This is a genomic window from Agathobaculum sp. Marseille-P7918 (genome assembly GCF_900625105.1).
In the GTDB taxonomy this organism is placed as follows: Bacteria; Bacillota; Clostridia; order Oscillospirales; family Butyricicoccaceae; genus Agathobaculum.
The window spans coordinates 111,055-131,522 of record NZ_UYYD01000002.1 but is presented as its reverse complement, the minus strand read 5'-3'; the positions used below and the strand labels follow the sequence as shown (position 1 = coordinate 131,522).

Below are 20,468 nucleotides of genomic sequence, written 5' to 3'. Positions count from 1 at the left end.
GTGTTATTGACCGAAATCCGGCGGCATATCCCGTCGATTTTTTGTATTCCCGTGTAGATTGACAGCACTTTCCATACATTTTGTACCAGAGTGTGCGGATTGAGGAAAAACGGCGGCGCCTTTTTGCAAGGACGCCGCCGTTTTGGAAGGTCAGACAGATTGTTTTTGCCAGCCGAGCGTATACAGGAAAACGGCGAGCAGCACGGTCACCGGGACGCTCAGCACGATGCCGAAGCTGCCGGCCAGCCCCTGCATGATCGCAATGCCGATGTTGTTGGAGTTGATGATCTGCTGATAGGGCAGGTCGTAGGCGTAGTCGAGCACGAGCATGCTGATGCTGCCGCCCGCAAAGGCGAGGATGAGCGTGTTGGAATCCGTGCCCATCATGTCGCGGCCGACGCGCATGCCCGCGCGGAACAGCTCGCGCCGGGGGATCTCCGGCGTCTGGGCGTGGATCTCGCTGATCGCGCTGCCGATCGACATGGCCACGTCCATCGTCGCACCCAGACTGGAGATCAGCAGGCCGGAAAACAGCAGGCCGCCGACCTGAATTCCGTTCGTGTTCCACAGCGTCAGCAGGCTTTCGATGTCGCTGACGTTCCAGCCCGTGATGCCCGAGGCCGCGCTGAACGCGGTCGCGGCCAGACCCGCGATGCACACGCCCGCGACCGTGCCGCCGGTCGCGACCAGCGTTTTCATCGTCGGCCCGCCGATCAGGTACATGGTCACAACTGTGGTGATTGTGCAGATGAGCACCGACACCCAGAACGGGGAGTGGCCGCGGTAGACGAGCGGCAGATATACGAACAGGATGCAGAAAAACGTGAACACCAGACCGAGCGCGCCCTTGACGCCCTGCTTGCCGCCTACAAGGCACAGCACGAGCAGATACAGCCCCGCGAAAATATAGATGACGGTTTCTCGGTCCTGCGCGTAGACGCTCGCGACGGTTGAGTCGCCCGACACGCTCTGCATGACGATGACCTTCATCCCTTCGGTGCAGCCCGCGCCGAACAGATAGCCGGACGAGCTGGTCATCTCGAGCGTTTCGCCGGCGCGCTCACCGGTTTTCATCAGGACGCGCACCAGCTGCTCGCCCACGCGGCTGCCGTCCGGCTGCAAGTTGTCCTGCACCACTTCGGTGACGACGCCTTTTTCAAAGGTCTGCCCCTCGCGGGAGACCAGTTCGGTCTTGTCCACCACATTGATGCGCAGCACAAACGCGCAGAACAGCAAGAGCAGCACCAGCGGCGGCGCCCAGCGCAGCAGCAGGCGGCGGACGGGTTGGTTATCGGTATGCAAATCAATCACTCGCTTTACGGAAATGGGTCGTGCCCTGCGCGGCGCAGCGGGCCGGCAAAGCAAAAACAAAGGGGTCGGAAAACCGGAAAAATCTCCGCGGATGCGCTGTCATCCGCGGAGAATCTGCCGGAAAAACGGGAAACAAAGGTTAGGAGAGAAGGAAGATTACTGGGTGGATTTACTTGGTGGTGATGGTCAGCGTGTCGCCGGAAACCGTGCCCTGGATGCCCAGCGTATTGAGCAGGCTGGCCGGGACATAGTAGTTGTCCTTGATGCTGGCGGCGGCCGTGGTCACGGTCTTGCCGTCCACCCGCATGGTCAGGGTCTCCTTGACGCCGGTGGTCTCGGCAGCCGGGGCAAGCGCCGCGGTGTCGTAGCGCTCGCCGGTGATGACGATGACGCCGTCCTTCCACTCGACGTTAAACTGGGCAGCCGTGCCGTTTACCGCAGTGGCAAGGTCGCGCAGGCGGTAGTAGGTCTCGCCATTGACGTCGGCGGTCGCAACCTGCTTGGCTGCTCCGTCCACGGTGACCGCTGCGGCCTGCTCGTCGGTCTTTTTGATGGTGAAGGTGTCGTCGATCTTTTCCACCTTGCCCGCTTCGGTGATCTGGTAGGTGTCGATCGAGAAGGTGTCGGCCGTCAGGTTGATGACCGAGTAGCTCGGCAGCCAGTTCTGGCTGCGCTCGGCAACGTAATCCTGCTGGGACGCGATCAGCTCATAGAATTTGGAGCCCGAAGCCGAGTTTGCGGTCATGTACAGGATGCCCTGCGGGTTGGTGACCGTGTTGCCGTCAACGTCCTCGATGGTGTAGCACTCGTTATCAGCCTGGAAGGCGTCGTGTTTGGTCTGGCCCGCCTCATCCTCGGGGTAGAGCGGGATCTGCTCATCGGTCTGGGTGTTGTACGCGTTGTCCCAGTCGTAGTCCGAGCCGTCCTCGTTCAGGCGGAACTCGTAGGTGCCGTGGGTCTGGCCGTCGCCGTAGAGCAGCTTGGTGCGGCTGTAGGTGTGGTCGTGGCCCTGCAGGACAACGTCGATGTCGTACTCGTCAAAGATCGGGGTCAGCTGGGTGCGCAGGATCATGCCGTCCGTATCCGAGTGGTCAAGGCCCGAGCCGTAGATGTCCTGATGGATGGTGACGATGCGGAACGTGGCGTCCGGATCCGAGGCAATGGCTTCCTGAATGGTCTTTTCATGCTCAGCCACGTTGTAGTTGTTGGTGTTGAGCACGATGAACAGGCCGGAGCCGTAGGAGTAGTAGTAGTCGCCGCCCGCTTCGGTTTCGCCGTAACCGGTCTGGTTCGGATTAAAGAAGTGGTACTGGTAGTCCGCGTTGAGCGAGTCATGGTTGCCGATCGTGGTGGCAACCGGCAGGCTTGCCAGCGCGCTGGCGGAGAGGTAGCCCGCGTACTCTTCTTCCTTGGGCTTGCCGGTCTTGTTGATCTGGTCGCCCGCGGAGATCACAAAGTCCAGGCCGGGGTTCTGCTCGAGTGCGATGTCCAGCGTGCGGTCCCAGGCGAAGCTGTCGTTGCGCGCAGCGGTGTTGGCCGCGCCGCTGTCCCCGGCAAGCGCCTCGCCGTTCTGCGACTGGCCCTTGGAAGCGCCGATCTGCGGGTCGCCGACGTACAGGATCTGCGCGCTTTCAAAATCACCGGTCCGGTAGGTCTTGACTTCGGTCTGCACACCATTCTTTTCCACCGTGTAGTAGTAGGTGGTGTTGGCCTTAAGGCCGGTCACCGTGACGTGGTTGTAGGAATAGGCGGTGCCGTCGGTCAGGCTGGTGTCCACGGCGTCCGCGGTGCCGGTGAACTTGGCGAGGTTATTTTTGTCCGTGCCGAAGTGCACGACCGGCGTTGCGCTCTTGCCGGCCTCGTCCTTGCTGTACCAGGCGAAGTTCAGCTGGGTCTCGTCCGCGCCGGGCGTCATGGAAACCTGCGTGTAGTCGGTCGCGACCGTGTTCCACGCTTCGGTCCACGCCTGCCAGCCGGCGGCGCCGGTGACACTCGAATCGTTATAGTCCGCCGCGGAAGCGAACGGGTAGGCGCCGAGCAGCAGCGTGCTGGTCAGGATGCCTGCCAAAACTCTTTTTGTCTGCATTCGTGATTACTCCCTTTTTGCATGTAATTGCAGGGTGTGAAAAATGACTTTCCCTGTATCCAGAAGCGAGTATAGCACGGTAAAAATGCGTTCTCAACCGCTCTTTCCAAAGCTTATCTTACATTTTAACTGCCTTTAACGTAGATGGAAATTCATCGGATTTCGCATCCGTTTTTGACCCAAGCACATGGTCAGGCTTTGCTTGCCGCAGGCGTGCGCGCGGCGGAAAGCGTGGTCGAGCTGGAAGGCGACGCGCGGCAGATAGCCGGCGTCCTCGAGCAGCGTGAAAAGCGGAAAAAAGATGGCCATGGGCGGCAGCATGACCGAAACGACGGTCGCCAGCACGCGCCACAGACCGTCAACCAGCAGCGAAACGGCAAACGGCGGCAGCCCAAGGGCGGAAAGACCGGCGGCGAACGGCGCACCGAGGCCGAGCAGGTGGTCGCCCAGCCATTCGCTCGGCACATTGGCGCCGAACAGGGTGATGTAAAACACGGCGGCGAGCAGCAGCAGTATGAGCGGCAGCCCAAACCGGCGGCTGAGCAGCACGCGGTCGATGCGCCGGTCGCGCGCATCCGCGTCCGCGGGGACCTGCACGCAGGTCAGCGCGATCTCCTCGGCGCGCAGCGCGGCCGCGGCGGTCATCCGGTCGTCCAGCTGCTGCGGGGTCAGACCTGCGGGCGGCTGCGCGGACAGGGCGGCCAGCGCCTCGGCGCGGGGCAGAGCGGACGCGCGCACCGCCTGCTCGATCTCGGCGGGATAGCGGATCGTCGTCGGATGCGGCACGGTCTCCCCGTCCAGCAGACGGCAGACCGCCTGCGTCAGCTGCGGCAGGCCGCGGCCGCGCCGCGCCGCACACGGCACGACCGGCACGCCCAGCTCGCGCGCGAGCGCGGGCACGTCGATGCGGATGCGCTTTTTGCGCGCCTCGTCCATCAGGTTGAGGCAGACGACCACATTGGGGATGACTTCGAGCACCTGCAAAATCAGGATCAGGTTGCGCTCGAGACAGGTCGCGTCGGCCACCAGCACGGCGGCGTTCGCCTCGCCCGAGACGAGAAAATCCCGCGCCACGCGCTCTTCCGCCGAGCGGGGGCGCAGCGAATAGGTGCCCGGCAGATCGACCAGCGCCACCTCCCGCCCGCCGCAGTGCAGCACGCCGCGCGCGCCCGACACGGTTTTGCCGCTCCAGTTGCCGGTGTGTTGGCGCGCGCCGGTCAGCGCGTTAAAGACGGTAGATTTGCCGACGTTGGGGTTGCCCATGAGCGCCACGACCGGCGTGCGGGCTGCCCCGGTCAAGCGTCCACCCCGATCTCGATCTGCGCCGCGTCATCCGCGCGCAGTGCGATGACCGCGCCGCGGATGCGGTAGGCGGTCGGGTCGCCCGCCGCGGCGCGCTGGATGCAGCACACCCGCGTGCCCGCCACCAGCCCGAGGTCCTGCAAACGGCGGCGCATGCCGCCCGACAGGTGCAGGGCGTGCACGCGCGCCCGGGTGCCCTCCGGCAGGTCGGACAGCGGGGAAAAGGTTTCGTGATTCATGCAATCATTCCCGGTTTGAAAGATTTTGGCCGCACTTCCCGCAGGGAAAGCGGTCGCTTCATGCTATGCGGCGGAGATGCGGCGTGTTATACTGGGAGCGGCAAAAAAATCCCCGCCGCGCTGTAACGAACAGCGGGCGGGGCGGTCTTATCTGTGAGGAAAGGAGGTGGGCGCGTGCAGGATTTCGAGCAGGTGTACCGGATGTATTTCACCGACGTGTACCGCTATGTGCTGTCGCTGTGCCGGAACGAGGACGTGGCCGAGGAGATCACGCAGCAGACGTTTTTCAAGGCGCTTCGGGCGATCGGCGGGTTCCGGGGCGAGTGCCGCCTGTATGTCTGGCTATGCCAGATCGCCAAAAATGAGTATTGCACCTGGCTGCGCAAAAACCGGGGCGGCGAACCGGTGGAAGACCGCGTTGAAGACCTCGAACAGAAATTTCTGCGCAGGGAGACGGCATTCGCTGTCCACAAGGCGCTGCACGCTCTGCCCGAGCCGTACAAAGAGGTGTTTTCGCTGCGGTTGTTCGGTGAGCTGCCGTTTGCGCAGATCGGGCAGCTGTTCGGCAAAACCGAAAGCTGGGCGCGCGTGACCTATTACCGCGCAAGACAAAAACTGAAGGAGGAATTGCGAGATGAAGCTGAGCTGTAATGTAATCCGCGACCTGCTGCCGCTCTATCGGGATGGCGTGTGTGCGGATGAGACGCGCGCGCTGGTCGAGGCGCATCTGGCGGACTGCGCGGCTTGCCGCGCGGAGCTGGAAGCGCTGGATGCGCCGTTTGGACAGACGGCGGAAGAGCAGCATGAGGTGCGTGCGCTGGACGGCGTGGCAAAAACGTGGCGGCGCGGCAAGCTGCGGGCGTTTGCCAAGGGCTGCGCGGTCACGGCGCTGCTGTGCGCCGTGCTGCTTGGGCTGTTCGCGGCTTTGGTCGGCTGGCATGCGTCGGTGCCGTATGACCTGTCGGACATGCGGGTATATGATCAGTGTGTGCTGCCGGACGGGCGCATCGCCTACCGGCTGGACTATCCGGGCGACCGCTATATGGAATACCGCTTCGAGGAAGGGGAAAACGGGGAGAAGTACAAAATCCCTTATCATTCCATCACCGGGCTGGGCGAGCAGGGTAATCGCGACTGGCGGAGCGGCGATTGGCATATCTACGACTGGGAGGAGGAAAACGTCTCCCGCGTGCGGGACGGCGCGCAGACGACGACCGCCTATTACTGGGGCGAAGGGGAGGATGCCGTGCTGATCTGGCGGCAGGGCATGGACTTGCCCCGCGCGACTGACGACCAGCTGGCCGAGATCGCCGCGCGCTTTGGGCTGGCGGAGACGCGCCGCTCGCCCGCCGCGGAGGCTGCCGCGGCCGCGGGCATCACCGTAACAGACTACCCAACGCCCGATGAACTGCTGGCGTATCTTCCGTATTACCTGGACGCCAGCTATCCCGGCTGGCGGAGGGGATAATCCCGCACCCATAAACGCAAAAAACCGGAACCCTTGGGTTCCGGTTTTTTGCGTCATTCCGCACTCGACAGCATCAGCTTGATGCGGTTTTCCTGATTGATTTTGGAGGCGCCGGGGTCGTAATCGACCGCGACGATGTTCGCCTGCGGGTAGACCTCGCGGATCTTGCGGATCATGCCCTTGCCCGCGATGTGGTTGGGCAGGCAGCCGAACGGCTGGGTGCAGACGATGTTGGTCACGCCTTCGGTGATCAGCTCGACCATTTCGGCCGGCAGCAGCCAGCCCTCGCCCATCTTGACGCCCTCGCCGATGATCGCGTGCGACTTTTTGCGCACCTCGTCAAACGGCATCGGGGGACGGAAGTGGCCGTCCTTTTTCATGATCTTGATCAGGTCGGCCTGCTTGCCCAGCAGGAACTGGTAAACCAGCTTATAGATCGCGGCGCGCTTGGCCGAGCGGCCGTACAGGTCATGGTCGATGACCGAGTTGTAGATCGAGTACATGCAGAAATCGACCAGACCGGGCAGCACCGGCTCGCAGCCCTCGGAGAGCAGGAACTCTTCCAGACGGTTGTTGCCGAGCGGGGAGAACTTGACGTAGATCTCGCCGACGATGCCGACCATCTTCTTTTTCTGCGTCTTGTCCAGCCGCAGCTTGCCGAACGCGGTCAAGACATACTTGTACAGGTGCTTGACCTCGCCATAGCGCACCATGCGGTCGCCGGTAAAGCGGGCGGTGACCGCGTTCATACAGATCTCGATCGCCTTGTCGGTCGAGCCGGGCACGACCTCGTACGGGCGGCACTGGTTGGCCACCATCATGATCAGGTCGCCGATCATCAGCGCATAGGCGATCTGCATCACCATGGTCTTGGTCAGCTTGAAGCCGGGGTTTGCGTCCGCTTCCAGACCGGCAAAGTTGAGCGAGATGACCGGGATAAAGCCGTAGCCGTTCTTTTCCAACGCCTTGCGCATCAGGTGGATGTAGTTGGAGGCGCGGCAGCCGCCGCCGGTCTGCGGCAGGATGAGCGCGATCTTGTGGATGTCGTACTTGCCGGACTCGATTGCGTCGAGCAACTGGCCGATGACCAGCAGGGCGGGGTAGCAGGTGTCGTTGTGCACGTTGCGCAGGCCCTGTTCGGCGATGTTCGGCCCGAAGGTGTGCAGCAGTTCCATGTTGTAGCCGAAGTTTTTCATCAGACGGCACATCAGGCCCAGCTGCACGGGCAGCATGTTGGGCACCAGGATGGTGTAGTCTTTGCGCATCTCTTCGGTGAACTGCGCGTATTCATAGGTTTTAGGCGTCGTGTTGTTGTTTTGCAAGTTTTCTGCCCTCCTCTACGGCGGCCAGCATGCTGCGGATGCGGATCTTGGCCGCGCCCAGGTTGCTGATTTCGTCAATTTTGAGCTGTGTATAAAGTTTGCCGCCGTTTTCGCAAATGGCGCGCATTTCGTCGGTGGTGATGGCGTCAATGCCGCAGCCGAAGGACACCAGCTGGATGAGCTGTGCGTTTTCCTTCTTGGTGACGTACTTGGCCGCGCCGTACATACGGGAGTGGTAGGTCCACTGGTTGAGCACATGCACCTGCGGCGCTTCGGTCAGGCGCCAGACCGCGTCCTCGGACACGATGACCAGACCGAACGAAGCGATCAGCTGGTCGATGCCGTGGTTGATCTCGGGATCGACGTGGTACGGACGGCCCGCGATGACCGCGATGTCCAGCCCGTGCGTGTCGGCGTAGGCGATGGCCTTCTGTCCCTCGTCGCGGACCTCCGCATAGTAGTTCGCCAGTTCCTGATACGCGGCGGCGGAAGCAGCTTCCACCTGCTTTTTCTTGAGCTGCGGGTATTTGCCGCAGAAATACTTGGCCGCATGCTGGGTGAACCGCTTGGGATCGACCAGTTCAAAATACGGCATCATAAAGTCAAAGTCGGCAAGCGCGGCGACGTTCGCCTTCAAAAGTTCGGGGTAATACGCCACGACCGGGCAGTTGTAGCAGTTGGTCGCACGGCCTTCGTCCAGATTGTAGGTCATGCACGGATAGAAGATCGCGTCCACGCCCTTCTCGAGCAGGTTTTCGATGTGGCCGTGCATCAGCTTTGCCGGATAGCACACCGTGTCCGACGGGATGGAGTGCTGGCCCTTCATGTACATGTCGCGGGTGGACACGTCGCTCAGCACGGTTTCAAAGCCGAGCGAGCGCAGGAAGGTGGTCCAGAACGGCAGCAGCTCGTAGAAGTTCAGGCCGAACGGCAGGCCGATCGTGGCGATCGGCGCGGGGTTGCCGGACGGTTCGCCGTAGCTGCGGAGCTTTTCCAGCTTCCACTTGTACAGGTTGGGCAGCTCGGTCTTTTTCACGCCGCCGAGCGGGCGCTCGCAGCGGTTGCCCGAGATGAAGCGGCGGCCGCCGCCGAAGTCGTTGATGGTCAGGTTGCAGTGGTTTTCGCACAGGCCGCAGCGCGCGGTGCGCACGGTGTGCGCGAAACCGGCGAGCACGTCCGGGCCGATCAGGGAGGTTTTCTCCGGGCGGTTGTCCTTGGCGTGCAGCGCCGCGCCGTACGCGCCCATCAGGCCGGAAATCGCCGGACGGGTGACGTCGCGGCCGATCTCCTGCTCGAACGAGCGCAGGATCGCGTCGTTGAGGAACGTGCCGCCCTGCACGACGATGTGCTGGCCGAGGTCGTCCGGTGAGTGCGCGCGGATGACCTTATACAGCGCGTTCTTGACAACCGAAACCGACAGACCGGCCGAGATCGCGTCGATGCCGGCGCCGTCCTTCTGCGCCTGCTTGACCGAGGAGTTCATAAACACCGTGCAGCGCGAGCCAAGGTCGATCGGGTGCTTGGCGAACAGGCCGAGCTTGCAGAATTCCTCGATCGAGTAGCCCATCGAACGGGCGAAGGTCTCGATGAACGAGCCGCAGCCCGACGAGCACGCCTCGTTGAGCGAGATATTGTCGATGCACTTGTTGCGGATCTTGAAGCACTTGATGTCCTGACCGCCGATGTCGATGATGAAATCGACGTCCGGGCAGAAGTGGCGCGCCGCGCGGAAGTGCGCGACCGTTTCGACCAGACCGAAGTCCACGCCGAAGGCATTCTGGATGAGCGCTTCGCCGTAGCCCGTGACGGCCGAGGAGACGATATGTACGCGGTCGCCGCACAGCTCGTACAGCCGGGTCAGCTGTTCGCGGATGACGTCCGCCGGGTTGCCCTTGTTGGACTGGTAGTGGTGGAACAGGATCTGGTGATCCTCGCCGATCAGCACCAGCTTGGTCGTGGTCGAGCCGCAGTCGATGCCGAGATAGGCGTCGCCCTCGTACATGGTGACGTTCTGGGTCATCACGTCGTGCACGCCGTGGCGGTGCTTGAATTCCTCGTACTGCTGCTCGTTTTCAAACAGCGGCGGCAGGTAGTTGGCGACCACCGGCGCGCTCGCGGCCTGCTCGAGTGCCTCGAGCAGCGAATCGACGGTATAGGTTTTCTGCGTGTCGCCCGCGTATTCCGCCGCGCCCGCCGCGATCGCGTACGGGGCGAGGTCGGGGAAGTGGGCGTGTTCGTCGTCCAGCCCGAGCGTTTGCTGGAAACGCTGCTGCAAGCTCTTGAAGAAGAACAGCGGGCCGCCGAGGAACAGCACGTTGCCCTTGATCTCGCGGCCCTGCGCCAGGCCCGCAACCGTCTGGTTGACGACCGCCTGGAAAATGGACGCGGCGACGTCCTCCTTGCGCGCGCCGTCGTTCATCAGCGGCTGGATGTCCGACTTGGCGAATACGCCGCAGCGGGACGCGATGGTGTAGATGCGTTCCGCGTGCAGCGCGAGCTGGTCGAGCTCGGACGGGGTCACGTCCAGCAGCACGGCCATCTGGTCGATAAAAGCGCCGGTGCCGCCCGCGCACGAACCGTTCATGCGTTCTTCCAGCTGGCCGGACAAAAAGACGATCTTGGCGTCCTCGCCGCCCAGCTCGATGACGACATCTGCCTGGGGTACATGCACGCCGACGGCCTTGCGTGTGGCAAAAACCTCCTGTACGAAGTCAATGTCCGCCGCTTTGGATACACCCAGACCGGCCGAGCCCGTGATCGCACAGCGCAGTTCGGTGTCGTCCCCAATGACGGCGCGCGCATTCTGCACCAGTTCGACCGCCTTTTCGCGTACCTTGGAAAAGTGGCGCTCATAATGCTTGTGGATGATCTCTCCATCGCGCACAACGACGATCTTGACCGTCGTTGAACCGATATCGATTCCTACATTTACGTTCATATATCCTTTTTCTCTCCTATGATAAAAACAATGCGTCCGCGGGACGCATGGTGGATACGGATAAGAACATACCAAAAAGCCGCACAGACCAGCTGGCGGCAGGGCACATTCTTACATATTTAATATAACGTCGTACCGAGAAAATGTCAATCCGCATACAATATCCTAAACTGCCGAATTTTTCCCTTGACAAATACCCTGTTTTTATATAAAATAGACCGCGTAAGTAAATATATGACCTTATCCAGAGCGGTGGAGGGAACGGCCCAATGAAACCCGGCAACCTGCGCAAAACCATGCGTAAGGTGCCAAATCCGGCGTAGGAACACGAAAGATGAGGGGGCAAAACGGTCTTTTTCGCTCCCTGTCGGGAGCGTTTTTTGTTGCGCCCGACTGTATATCAGAAAGGAATGAATGATATCATGGCACACCACTTTTTCACCTCGGAATCCGTGACCGAGGGCCATCCGGACAAGATCTGCGACCAGATCTCGGATGCAATTCTTAACGAAATCTTAACGCAGGACCCGTATGCGCGCGTAGCCTGCGAAACCACCTGCACGACCGGCATGGTACAGGTCATGGGCGAGATCTCGACCACCTGCTATGTGGACATCCCCAAGGTCGTGCGCGACACCGTGCGCGAGATCGGCTATGACCGCGCAAAGTACGGCTTTGACTGCGACACCTGCGCGGTGCTGACCGCGATCGACGAGCAGTCCGCGGATATCGCGCTGGGCGTGGACAACTCGCTCGAGCGCAAGGAGGGTGCGTCGGACGCCGATCTCGCCATCGGCGCGGGCGACCAGGGCATGATGTTCGGCTACGCCTGCGACGAGACGCCCGAACTGATGCCGCTGCCGATCTCGCTGGCGCACAAGCTCGCCAAGCGTTTGGCCGAGGTGCGCAAGAACGGCATGTTCGACTATCTGCGTCCAGACGGCAAGAGCCAGGTCACCATCGAGTACGATGAGGACAACCTGCCCGTGCGCGTGGACACGGTCGTGCTGTCCACCCAGCACAGCCCGGACGTTTCGCTCCAGCAGATCCGCAAGGACATGATCGAGCAGGTTATCAAGCCGGTCATCCCGTCCCACCTGCTCGACGAGAACACCAAGTACTTCATCAACCCGACCGGCCGCTTTGTCATCGGCGGCCCGCAGGGCGACTCGGGCCTGACCGGCCGCAAGATCATCGTCGATACCTACGGCGGCATCGGCCGTCACGGCGGCGGCGCGTTCTCGGGCAAGGACCCGACCAAGGTGGACCGCTCGGCGGCGTATGCTGCGCGCTGGGTCGCCAAGAACATCGTCGCGGCGGGGCTTGCCAAGCGCTGCGAGATCCAGCTGGCCTACGCCATCGGCGTGGCCGAGCCGGTTTCCATCATGGTCGAGACCTTCGGCACCGGCACGGTGGACGAGGGCAAGCTGGCCGACGCGGTGCGCAAGGTATTTGACCTGCGTCCGGCGGCGATCATCGAGACACTCGATCTGCGCAAGCCGATCTACAAGCAGCTTGCCGCTTACGGCCACATGGGCCGCGAGGAGCTGGGCGTCAAGTGGGAAAACACCGATAAGGTAGATCAGCTCAAGGCCGCGCTCGCGTAAGCGCACGGCAAGAAAGATTGCGGGAGGCGGCAAAAACATGACGGAAGAAGAAAAAATCTTTGCAGGCAAGCTGTTTGACGCGCGCACCAAGGAACTGCGCGACATCAAGCACAAGGCGCACATCCGGTGCCAGAAATTCAACGCGATGGATGAATACGATCCCGCGCGGCTGCCCATTGTGCGCGAGTTCATCGGGCAGATCGGCGAGAAATACTATTTTCAGGGGCCGATCCAGTTCAACTACGGTTCGCACACCTTCATCGGGGAGAATTTCTTCTGCAATTTCAACCTGACCGTCATGGACGACGCGCGCATTTTCATCGGCGACAACGTGATGTTCGGGCCGAACGTGTCGCTCATGGCGACCGACCATCCGCTCATCGCGTCCGAGCGCACCAGCATGCGCTATCCGGACGGGCATGTGTCCATGTCCGAGTTTGCCAAGGACATCCACATCGGCAACAACGTCTGGCTCGCGGCGAATGTCGTGGTGCTCGGCGGCGTGACGATCGGGGACGGCGCGGTCATCGGCGCGGGCAGCGTGGTGACGCGCGATATCCCGGCAAATTATCTCGCGGTCGGCGTGCCGTGCCGGCCGCTGCGCGAGATCACCGAAGCGGACTCCAAAATGGATCTGCTGTGACCCGAAAGATAAAGAAAAGTCCTGCCATTTGACAGGACTTTTTTTGCGTTCAGTCGAGTTTTGCGTCCAGCAGTTTGTACACGGCAAACAGTGCGAGCGGCACGATGAGCGCCGTCCCAAAATGCACGGTCAGCAGCGGCTGTTTGAGGAAAAAGCCAGCGCACAGCGCGGCAAACAGACCGGCAAACAGCAGCACGAACAGCAGAGCACTGACACGCTTGCGCGTCGAGAACGCCGTGCGGCAGATCATGGTCACCGCGGCGGAGGCGACGGCGAGCAGCAGCACCCCGCCGATGACATCCCCGACGGTGACGGTCAGCGCAGGCCATGCCGCGATCCCGGCCGCATATTCGGCCAGCCGGCCGACCAGCCAGATGACCAGCAGCACGACCGCGGCGGGCAGCACGTCGCGCAGCGCGGTCAGCACGCGGGCGCGGCCGGACAGCGGCGGCAGCTCGGCGATCACGCTGTCGCAAAACGCCTGATAGTCGTCCCCGATGACGGCTTTTGCGTCGTCGCCGCGGGCTTCGCCGTCGAGCAGCATGCGCGTGATATCCCGCCGCACGGTCTCCTGCCGGTACATGCTGATCGGCGCCGTGCGCAGGTAGACGACGATGTCGGTCAAAACCTGCTGCGCGGCGGGGGAAAGCTGGGTTTCGGCTTGGTTGTTTTCGTGTAGCAGTGCTTTGGTGCGTTGGTTCATGGCGCTATCCCTCCCGTATCGGTGAGCAGCCGGTCTACCGCCGCGGTCAGCTCGCGGTAGCTGGCGAGAAAGTTCTGCAATTCCGCGCGGCCCTTGTCGGTCAGCGCGTAGTATTTTCGCTTGGGGCCGACCTCGGAGGCGCGGTATTCCGCCTGCGCCAGCCCGTTTTTCTCCAGCCGCAGCAGCAGCGGATAGATCGTGCCCTCGGCGATTGGGCCGAAGCCGTATTGCGCGAGCTGTTCGGTGATCTCGTAGCCATAGGTCGGCGCGCAGCTGAGCACGGCCAGAATACAGCCCTCGAGCGTGCCCTTGAGCATTTGCGATGGAATCACCCCGGCCGCACCCCTTTCCTTAGTATTTTGCATTGCAAGGTAGTGACTATATTGTAATGCAAGATAGCGGCGTTGTCAACCGAATTAGATAAAACCGGCGAAACGACCAAAAGCGGACGGCAAAATCCGGCACAAACGCTAAAAAACGGGCGGCGGATTGACTTTGCAGGGGAAAAAAGCTATGCTTGAAACAACAGAGCAGCAAGAGAGGATGATACGCATGCAGGTATTGGAAAACGAACGCTTCCGGGTGGAGATCAACCCGTTTGGCGCGGAACTGAGCAGTTTTCGGAGCAAAAAGACCGGCACGGAATACATCTGGCAGGCCGACCCCGCTGTGTGGAAGCGGCACGCGCCCATCCTGTTCCCGATCGTCGGGCGGCTCAAGGACAAGACCTACACCGCGGGCGGCACGGCCTACGAGATCACCCAGCACGGTTTCGGCCGCGATCTGGAATGGCAGATCGGCAACAAGGGCGCAAACTGGGTGGAATTTGTGTTGGAAGCGAATGATTTCACCAAAACGATGTATCCGTGGGACTTTGTCTGCACGGTGCGCTATACGCTGACGGATGCGACGCTCCAAAAGGAGCACATCGTCTTTAACCGCAGCGATACCGATATGTATTATGAGGTCGGCGGCCATGACGCCTATACGCTGTGCTGGCAGCCGGGCGAGTCGATCACGGATTATTTCGTCCTGTTTGAAGGCACCGAGGTGCTGCACCCGATCCTGACGGACGAAAACGTGCTGCTGAGCAAACAGCACGGCGACCTGCCGCTCAAAGAATGCTGCCTGCCCATCACGCGCGAGACCTTTCGCCATGACGCGATCATCATGGACGACCTGCCGGTGCGCCGCGCGACCATCGGCAGCACGAAAAACGACCGCACGGTGACGATGACGTTCACGGACTTCCCGTATTTCGCAGTTTGGAGCGCGTATAAGGACTTTGATGTGCCCTATGTGTGCCTGGAGCCGTGGAGCACGCTGCCGGACGGCGGCTACCTCGACCACGCGATCGAAAACAAGGTCGGCGTGCGGGTGCTGCGCCCCGGACAGGAGGAAACGCTCGCGTTCTCCACGACCATCGAGGAATGACAAACAAAAAAAGCCGCACGGTGTTCCGTGCGGCTTTTTGCTGTCAGGCAGCGTTTAATCGTGGAAAATATGGCGGAAAATCAGGCGCACCAGCGGGCCGGCCGCGAAGAATTGCAGCAGCAGCGCCATCGGGAAGTTGAGCACCGTGGTCTGCACCCAGATCGCAATGAACTCGCTTTGCAGCAGGCCGCCCTTGAAGAACAGGCAGGCGAAAAAGCTCATGCAGGGGCACATCAGCCAGACCGACATCGCCGAAATCGCGAGCATGATCGCGGCCGGCGGGGCCGTGCGCGGGTCCACCAGACGGAACGCGAGCTTCTGCGCCAGACGGCCGACGAAGATCAGCTCGAGCAGAACGGCCACCGGCCACATGATCGGGAACTCGTGGAAGGCCGCCAGAAAGACCTCGTTGCGCATGCCGCCGATATTGAGCGTGACATTGTAGCAGATCATGCCGTACACCATGGCGGCGGCCATCAGCAGGGTAAAGACAACATCTTGTTTTTTGTTTTTGGGCATCCGAAATATTTCTCCTTTACTTTTTTTCGCAGCGGCACAAAAAAAGACGCAGTGTAAACTTTCGTTTCACTGCGTCCTTACGAACCACTTCAACTACCATTAATTGTGCTTATTTTACCATTTTCAGGCGAATTCGTCAAGCGCAGCGGCGAAAAACCGGCATTTTCCACAGAGGGTTGACAAAGCAGGGGCGGTGCAGTATACTAACTTGTGCAACAGACCCCCTCCCCGGGGGAGGGGGAGAAGATAGGAAAAGGAGATCCCGGTATGAAACAACGATTTCGCGTCGGCGGGATGAGCTGCGCGGCGTGTTCGGCACATGTGGAAAAGAGCGTTTCCGCGGTGCCGGGCGTGCGCGAGGTACAGGTCAACCTGCTGGCGGGCAGTATGATGGTGGAATACGACGAGGGTGCGTGCGACGCGCAGCGGATCATTCGCGCGGTCGAAGAGGGCGGCTATACCGCTGCCGTGGACAGCGGCACGCGCGCGGCAGCGCCCGCCAAGGGCGCTGCGCCCGAGGACGAGCTGCACGAGATGAAAACACGCATCATCGTTTCTGCGGTGTTCCTCGTGATTCTGATGTACTTCTCGATGGGCCCGATGATCGGCCTGCCGCTGCCCGGCTTTGTCAGCGGCGAGACGCATGCCTTTGCGCTCGCGCTCGTGCAGCTGCTGCTGACGCTGCCCATCCTGGTTATCAACCGCAAGTATTTTATCAACGGCGGGCGCACGCTGCTGCACCGCGCGCCCACCATGGACGCGCTGATCGCGGTCGGTTCGGGCGCATCCGTGATTTACGGCGTGTATGCGCTGTTCCAGATCGGCTATGCGTGTGCCGCGGGCGACATGGCGCGCGTGCATGAATATGCGCACGACCTGTATTTTGAATCCGCGGGCATGATCCTGACGCTCGTGACGCTCGGCAAGTTCTTCGAGGCGCGCGCCAAGCGCAAGACCGGCGAGGCCATCGCCGCGCTCATGGATCTGCGGCCGCAGACCGCGTCGGTCATCCGCGGCCAGCAGGAGGTCGAGGTGCCGATCGAAGAGGTGCGCGTGGGCGATTTCGTCATCGTGCGCGCCGGACAGTCCGTGCCGGTGGACGGCGAGATCGTGGAAGGCCATGCCTATCTGGACGAGAGCGCCATCACGGGCGAGTCCATGCCGGTCGAGAAGCACAAGGGCGACACGGTCATCGGCGCGACCGTGACGAAAAACGGCTATTTTGCGATGAAAGCGTCCCGCGTGGGCGATGATACCACGCTTTCCCAGATCATCCGTCTGGTTGAGGAGGCGGGCGCGTCCAAGGCGCCGATCGCCAAGCTCGCGGATAAGGTCGCGGGCGTGTTTGTGCCGGTCGTCATGCTGATCGCACTGGTCACCGCGGTCATCTGGCTGGTGGCGGGTGAAACGCCCAGCTTTGCGCTGACCCGCGCGATCGCGGTGCTCGTCATTTCGTGCCCGTGCGCGCTCGGCCTTGCCACGCCGGTCGCCATCATGGTCGGCACGGGCGTGGGCGCGAAAAACGGCGTGCTGTTCCAGTCGGCCGAGGCGCTCGAGAATCTGCACAATGTGGACTGCGTTGTGCTGGATAAGACCGGCACGGTCACCGAAGGCCGCCCGGTCGTGACCGATGTGCACTCGTTTGGCGCGGACCCGGAGGATCTGCTGTCGCTCGCGCTGGCGCTCGAGGTCAAAAGCGACCATCCGCTGGCGGATGCGATCGTGCGCTATGCGCGTTCCAAGCATGTCAAGGAGCGCGAGGCGACCTCGTTTGAAATGGTCGAAGGGCAGGGCGTGCGCGCGGTGATCGACGGCGTGCGCTGCATGGCGGGCAACCGCCGCATGCTGCTGGCAAACGGCCTTGCGCTGCCGCGCTCGGCGCAGCAGATGGGCGAAAGCCTGGCCGCCGCGGGCAAAACCCCGCTGTATTTCGCGGCCAACCGGCAGGTCGTCGGCATTTTCGCAGTGGCGGATGTGCTCAAGCCGACCAGCCGCAGCGCGGTCGAGGCCCTGCAGCAGCTGGGCGTCGAGGTCACGCTGCTGACCGGCGACAACAAGGCGACCGCGCAGTCGATCGCCGCCGAGCTGGGCATCCGCGATGTGGTGGCCGAGGTGCTGCCGCAGGATAAGGAGCGCGTGGTGCGCGAAAAGCAGGCGCAGGGCCGCAAGGTCGCCATGGTCGGCGACGGCATCAACGATGCGCCGGCCCTGGCGCGCGCGGATGTGGGCATCGCCATCGGCGCGGGCACGGACGTTGCCATCGCGTCGGCCGACGTTGTGCTGATGAAGAGCGACCTGATGGACGCGGTGGATGCGATCCGTCTGTCGCGACAGACCATGCGCAACATCCGTCAGAACCTGTTCTGGGCGTTCTTCTATAACTGCATCGGTATCCCGATCGCAGCGGGCGTGCTGTGGCTGCCGCTGGGGCTCAAACTCAGCCCGATGATCGGCGCCGCGGCGATGAGCCTGAGCTCGGTTTGTGTGGTTTCCAACGCATTGCGTTTGAAGTTTTTCACGGCCTCTCCCAAGCCGGAGGGCGGCCGTTATGTGGTATTGCCGAAGGAGGAAACAAAGAAAATGGAACAGACCAAAGTGATCAAAATTGAGGGCATGATGTGCGAGCACTGCGTGGCGCATGTGAAAAAGGCGCTTGAGGCGCTGCCGGGTGTGACCGCGCAGGTGGACCTCCAGAGCGGCACGGCCAAGGTCACGGGCGCACAGCTGCCGGACGACGCCAAACTGACCGAGGCGGTCGAGCAGGCGGGATACAAAGTGGTTGGCCTGCAATGAGGGCGGACCGGAAAAAGGTCGAGCCGCTGCTGCGCACTGCGCGCGGCCAGCTCGACGGCGTGCTCAAGATGATCGAGGATGACCGCTATTGCATGGAGATCGTCACGCAGTTGCAGGCGGTCGAGTCGCTGGTGCACAAGGCGCAGCGCGAGGTGCTGCGCGCGCATCTGGCGGGTTGTGTGCAGGATGCGTTCGAGACGGGCGACGAGCAGGCTCGCGAAGGCAAGATCGACGAGATCATCAAGCTGCTCGATAAGTCATGAGCGCGCGTTTGCCCGCGTCGCTCGCGCCCGTGCAGGACGCGGCGGCGCTGCTCATCCGCGCCGCGCGCGATGAGGAAACCGTGGAAAACGTGTGCATCCGTGGAGCGGATCTGTCCGGCACGCGGTACGATGGGCTGCGGCTGCGCGGCGTTCGTCTGGAAAACTGCCGCCTGACCGGCTCCCGCTGGGAGCGCGCAGACTTTGCGGACGTGGTGCTGGACGGCTGCGAGCTTTCCGGCAGCGGCTGGCGGGATGCGTTTTTCGAGCGGGTCGAGCTCACTGGCTGCAAGGCCGTCGGCGCGGATTTTGCCGAAACCGGCTGGCGGGATGCGGACTGGCGGGACTGCCGTTTGTCCGACGTGGTGTTCGACCGGGCGCGGCTGCGTCGGGTGGCGGCTATGGGCTGCGACCTGTCAGGTGCGTCGTTCTGTGACTGCCAGTGGAAGGGCTGGATGCTGACGCGCACCAGCCTGCGCGCGGCGCGTCTGCTGCATACGCCGCTTATGGGGCTGGACTTGACCGGCTGTGAGCTGGACGGCATTGCGGTGTCGGACACGAATGCCGAGCTGCGCGGCGCGGTCGTGACCATGGAGCAGGCGGCCATGCTGGCAAAGCGGCTGGGTGTCGTGATCAAGGCATAACAAAAGAGCGGAAGCGAGGCTTCCGCTCTTTTTCTTGTTACCGTTCTGTCTTACAGGAAGGCGCGCAGTGCTTCGATCATGCGGTCCATCTGCTCATCCGTGCCGACCGTGATGCGCAAATAATTATCAATGCGCGGCAGCTTGAAATACCGGATAAAGATGTTTTTCTGTCTCAAATACTCAAAAATGACCGGGGCTTCCTTTTTGGGATGCGTGACAAACAGGAAGTTGGTCAGCGAGGGGGAGACGGTAAAGCCCAGCTCGCGCAGCGCGTCCGCGGCGCGCTCGCGCGTCGCCATGACCTTGCGGCAGGTGTCCTGAAAATACGCCTCGTCTGCGACCGAGGCCTCGCCCGCGGCCAGCGCGAGCGAATCGAGCGTGTAGGAGTTATAGGAGTTCTTGACCGCCTCGAGCGTCGCGATCAGCGTTTCCGAGCCGAGCGCATAGCCGATGCGCAGACCCGCGAGCGAGCGCGACTTGCTCATCGTCTGCACGACGAGCAGGTTTTCGTATTTCTCGATCAGCGGCACGGCGCTCTGTGCGCCGAAGTCCACATAGGCTTCGTCGATGATGACCACGCAGTCCGCGTTGTGCTGCAGCAGGTCCTCGAGCGACGCGAGCGACAAGCCGCGCCCGGTCGGTGCGTTCGGGTTGGGCAGCACGACGCCGCCGTTCGGCTTGTCGTAGTCGCGGATATCCACGCAGAAGTTGTCGTCGAGCGGCATAGTCTCGTACGGAATGCGGAACAGGTCGCACCAGACCGGATAGAACGAGTAGGTGATGTCCGGATAGAGAATCGGCTCACCCGAGCAGAAGAATGACTGAAACGCGAGTGCGAGCACGTCGTCCGAGCCGTTGCCGAGGAATACCTGCGTCGGCTTGACGCCGAAGCGGCCGGCCAGCGCTTTTTTGGGCGCCTTGCCGTTTGCGTCCGGATAGAGCGCAAGGCGCGACGCGTCAAAGGTGCGCAGCACCTGCTGCACGCCCGGCGCGGGCGGATACGGGTTTTCGTTGGCGTTTAACTTGATGATATCGTCGCTCTGCGGCTGCTCGCCCGGCACATAGGGGTCGATGCGGCGGAGCTTGGCGAGAAAGGGCTTGTCCATGGGGAAACTCTCCTTTATACGTTTTACTGACTGCGGGTAGTTTATCACAGTAAAGCAAGAAAGTCAAGCCCTGTTTGTGCGCCTTTCCAAAGC

The 20,468-nt window shown here is 62.0% G+C and carries 18 protein-coding genes and 1 riboswitch; of the genes, 8 read left to right on the top strand and 10 right to left on the bottom strand.

Features of this window, described 5'->3' with window-relative positions; genetic code table 11:
- Positions 1–150: 150 nt before the first annotated feature.
- From EJL02_RS04160 to EJL02_RS04145, 4 genes are all read right to left on the bottom strand, one after another.
- Positions 151–1,302, bottom strand: a complete 1,152-nt coding sequence (locus EJL02_RS04160) for a YibE/F family protein (RefSeq protein ID WP_243114396.1) — start codon at positions 1,300–1,302, stop codon at positions 151–153.
- Between the two features lie 178 nt (positions 1,303–1,480).
- Positions 1,481–3,397 (bottom strand): purple acid phosphatase family protein, encoded by a 1,917-nt coding sequence (locus EJL02_RS04155; RefSeq protein ID WP_125115159.1) that lies wholly within the window; start codon positions 3,395–3,397, stop codon positions 1,481–1,483.
- Between the two features lie 135 nt (positions 3,398–3,532).
- Positions 3,533–4,696 carry a FeoB small GTPase domain-containing protein gene (locus EJL02_RS04150; protein ID WP_125115158.1) on the bottom strand — a complete coding sequence of 388 codons (1,164 nt, stop codon included), beginning with the start codon at positions 4,694–4,696 and terminating at the stop codon, positions 3,533–3,535.
- Complete coding sequence (locus tag EJL02_RS04145) at positions 4,693–4,938, bottom strand: FeoA family protein (RefSeq protein WP_125115157.1); 246 nt, start codon at positions 4,936–4,938, stop codon at positions 4,693–4,695. Before EJL02_RS04145 ends, EJL02_RS04150 begins: the two co-directional genes overlap by 4 nt.
- A 174-nt stretch (positions 4,939–5,112) precedes the next feature.
- Here EJL02_RS04145 and EJL02_RS04140 point away from each other — a divergent pair, with 174 nt between their 5' ends.
- Complete coding sequence (locus EJL02_RS04140; protein WP_125115156.1) at positions 5,113–5,589, top strand: RNA polymerase sigma factor; 477 nt, start codon at positions 5,113–5,115, stop codon at positions 5,587–5,589.
- Complete coding sequence (locus EJL02_RS04135; RefSeq protein WP_125115155.1) at positions 5,573–6,406, top strand: zf-HC2 domain-containing protein; 834 nt, start codon at positions 5,573–5,575, stop codon at positions 6,404–6,406. The genes EJL02_RS04140 and EJL02_RS04135 overlap by 17 nt, the downstream gene beginning before the upstream one ends.
- 53 nt (positions 6,407–6,459) lie before the next feature.
- On the opposite strand, the gene EJL02_RS14555 is transcribed toward EJL02_RS04135, so the two are convergent.
- Together EJL02_RS14555 and EJL02_RS04125 are read right to left on the bottom strand one after the other, a co-directional pair.
- Positions 6,460–7,728, bottom strand: a complete 1,269-nt coding sequence (locus EJL02_RS14555; protein WP_279221165.1) for a 2-hydroxyacyl-CoA dehydratase — start codon at positions 7,726–7,728, stop codon at positions 6,460–6,462.
- Positions 7,703–10,666, bottom strand: a complete 2,964-nt coding sequence (locus EJL02_RS04125; protein WP_125115154.1) for an acyl-CoA dehydratase activase — start codon at positions 10,664–10,666, stop codon at positions 7,703–7,705. The genes EJL02_RS14555 and EJL02_RS04125 overlap by 26 nt, the downstream gene beginning before the upstream one ends.
- A 237-nt stretch (positions 10,667–10,903) precedes the next feature.
- A riboswitch (SAM riboswitch) is annotated at positions 10,904–11,007 on the top strand.
- Positions 11,008–11,088: 81 nt separating this feature from the next.
- Between EJL02_RS04125 and metK the strand changes: the two genes are divergently transcribed.
- Both metK and EJL02_RS04115 read left to right on the top strand, forming a co-directional pair.
- A complete protein-coding gene (gene metK / locus EJL02_RS04120) occupies positions 11,089–12,273 on the top strand; it encodes a methionine adenosyltransferase (protein WP_125115153.1) in 1,185 nt (394 codons plus the stop codon).
- A gap of 37 nt (positions 12,274–12,310) precedes the next feature.
- Positions 12,311–12,916, top strand: coding sequence for a sugar O-acetyltransferase (locus tag EJL02_RS04115; RefSeq protein ID WP_125115152.1), 606 nt, complete (start codon positions 12,311–12,313; stop codon positions 12,914–12,916).
- Positions 12,917–12,965: 49 nt separating this feature from the next.
- Here EJL02_RS04115 and EJL02_RS04110 read toward each other — a convergent pair whose 3' ends face one another.
- The gene (locus tag EJL02_RS04110; protein ID WP_125115151.1) at positions 12,966–13,619 is read right to left on the bottom strand and encodes a hypothetical protein; all 654 of its coding nucleotides are present in this window, start codon (positions 13,617–13,619) and stop codon (positions 12,966–12,968) included.
- Entirely contained in the window at positions 13,616–13,951 is a 336-nt protein-coding gene (locus tag EJL02_RS04105) for a PadR family transcriptional regulator (protein ID WP_125115150.1), read from the bottom strand. The genes EJL02_RS04110 and EJL02_RS04105 overlap by 4 nt, the downstream gene beginning before the upstream one ends.
- A gap of 220 nt (positions 13,952–14,171) precedes the next feature.
- Between EJL02_RS04105 and EJL02_RS04100 the strand changes: the two genes are divergently transcribed.
- Entirely contained in the window at positions 14,172–15,053 is an 882-nt protein-coding gene (locus EJL02_RS04100; protein ID WP_164510282.1) for an aldose 1-epimerase family protein, read from the top strand.
- Between the two features lie 54 nt (positions 15,054–15,107).
- On the opposite strand, the gene EJL02_RS04095 is transcribed toward EJL02_RS04100, so the two are convergent.
- The gene (locus EJL02_RS04095; RefSeq protein ID WP_125115148.1) at positions 15,108–15,572 is read right to left on the bottom strand and encodes a DUF2798 domain-containing protein; all 465 of its coding nucleotides are present in this window, start codon (positions 15,570–15,572) and stop codon (positions 15,108–15,110) included.
- Between the two features lie 267 nt (positions 15,573–15,839).
- On the opposite strand from EJL02_RS04095, the gene EJL02_RS04090 reads away from it, so the two are divergent.
- From EJL02_RS04090 to EJL02_RS04080, 3 genes are read left to right on the top strand one after another with little or no spacing between them, the layout of a single operon-like run.
- Positions 15,840–18,365, top strand: coding sequence for a heavy metal translocating P-type ATPase (locus tag EJL02_RS04090; RefSeq protein ID WP_125115147.1), 2,526 nt, complete (start codon positions 15,840–15,842; stop codon positions 18,363–18,365).
- Positions 18,362–18,628 (top strand): metal-sensing transcriptional repressor, encoded by a 267-nt coding sequence (locus EJL02_RS04085; RefSeq protein WP_125115146.1) that lies wholly within the window; start codon positions 18,362–18,364, stop codon positions 18,626–18,628. Before EJL02_RS04090 ends, EJL02_RS04085 begins: the two co-directional genes overlap by 4 nt.
- Entirely contained in the window at positions 18,625–19,269 is a 645-nt protein-coding gene (locus EJL02_RS04080) for a pentapeptide repeat-containing protein (protein WP_125115145.1), read from the top strand. The genes EJL02_RS04085 and EJL02_RS04080 overlap by 4 nt, the downstream gene beginning before the upstream one ends.
- A gap of 50 nt (positions 19,270–19,319) precedes the next feature.
- On the opposite strand, the gene hisC is transcribed toward EJL02_RS04080, so the two are convergent.
- The gene (gene hisC, locus EJL02_RS04075; RefSeq protein WP_125115144.1) at positions 19,320–20,375 is read right to left on the bottom strand and encodes a histidinol-phosphate transaminase; all 1,056 of its coding nucleotides are present in this window, start codon (positions 20,373–20,375) and stop codon (positions 19,320–19,322) included.
- Positions 20,376–20,468 lie beyond the last annotated feature (93 nt).

Coding starts and splice junctions, on each gene's coding strand:
- metK (WP_125115153.1), top strand. CDS start 11,089: ATGGCACACCACTTTTTCACCTCGGAATCCGTGACCGAGGGCCATCCG.
- EJL02_RS04080 (WP_125115145.1), top strand. CDS start 18,625: ATGAGCGCGCGTTTGCCCGCGTCGCTCGCGCCCGTGCAGGACGCGGCG.
- hisC (WP_125115144.1), bottom strand. CDS start 20,375: ATGGACAAGCCCTTTCTCGCCAAGCTCCGCCGCATCGACCCCTATGTG.
- EJL02_RS04090 (WP_125115147.1), top strand. CDS start 15,840: ATGAAACAACGATTTCGCGTCGGCGGGATGAGCTGCGCGGCGTGTTCG.
- EJL02_RS04145 (WP_125115157.1), bottom strand. CDS start 4,938: ATGAATCACGAAACCTTTTCCCCGCTGTCCGACCTGCCGGAGGGCACC.
- EJL02_RS04085 (WP_125115146.1), top strand. CDS start 18,362: ATGAGGGCGGACCGGAAAAAGGTCGAGCCGCTGCTGCGCACTGCGCGC.
- EJL02_RS04155 (WP_125115159.1), bottom strand. CDS start 3,397: ATGCAGACAAAAAGAGTTTTGGCAGGCATCCTGACCAGCACGCTGCTG.
- EJL02_RS04135 (WP_125115155.1), top strand. CDS start 5,573: ATGAAGCTGAGCTGTAATGTAATCCGCGACCTGCTGCCGCTCTATCGG.
- EJL02_RS04100 (WP_164510282.1), top strand. CDS start 14,172: ATGCAGGTATTGGAAAACGAACGCTTCCGGGTGGAGATCAACCCGTTT.
- EJL02_RS04125 (WP_125115154.1), bottom strand. CDS start 10,666: ATGAACGTAAATGTAGGAATCGATATCGGTTCAACGACGGTCAAGATC.
- EJL02_RS04110 (WP_125115151.1), bottom strand. CDS start 13,619: ATGAACCAACGCACCAAAGCACTGCTACACGAAAACAACCAAGCCGAA.
- EJL02_RS04095 (WP_125115148.1), bottom strand. CDS start 15,572: ATGCCCAAAAACAAAAAACAAGATGTTGTCTTTACCCTGCTGATGGCC.
- EJL02_RS04115 (WP_125115152.1), top strand. CDS start 12,311: ATGACGGAAGAAGAAAAAATCTTTGCAGGCAAGCTGTTTGACGCGCGC.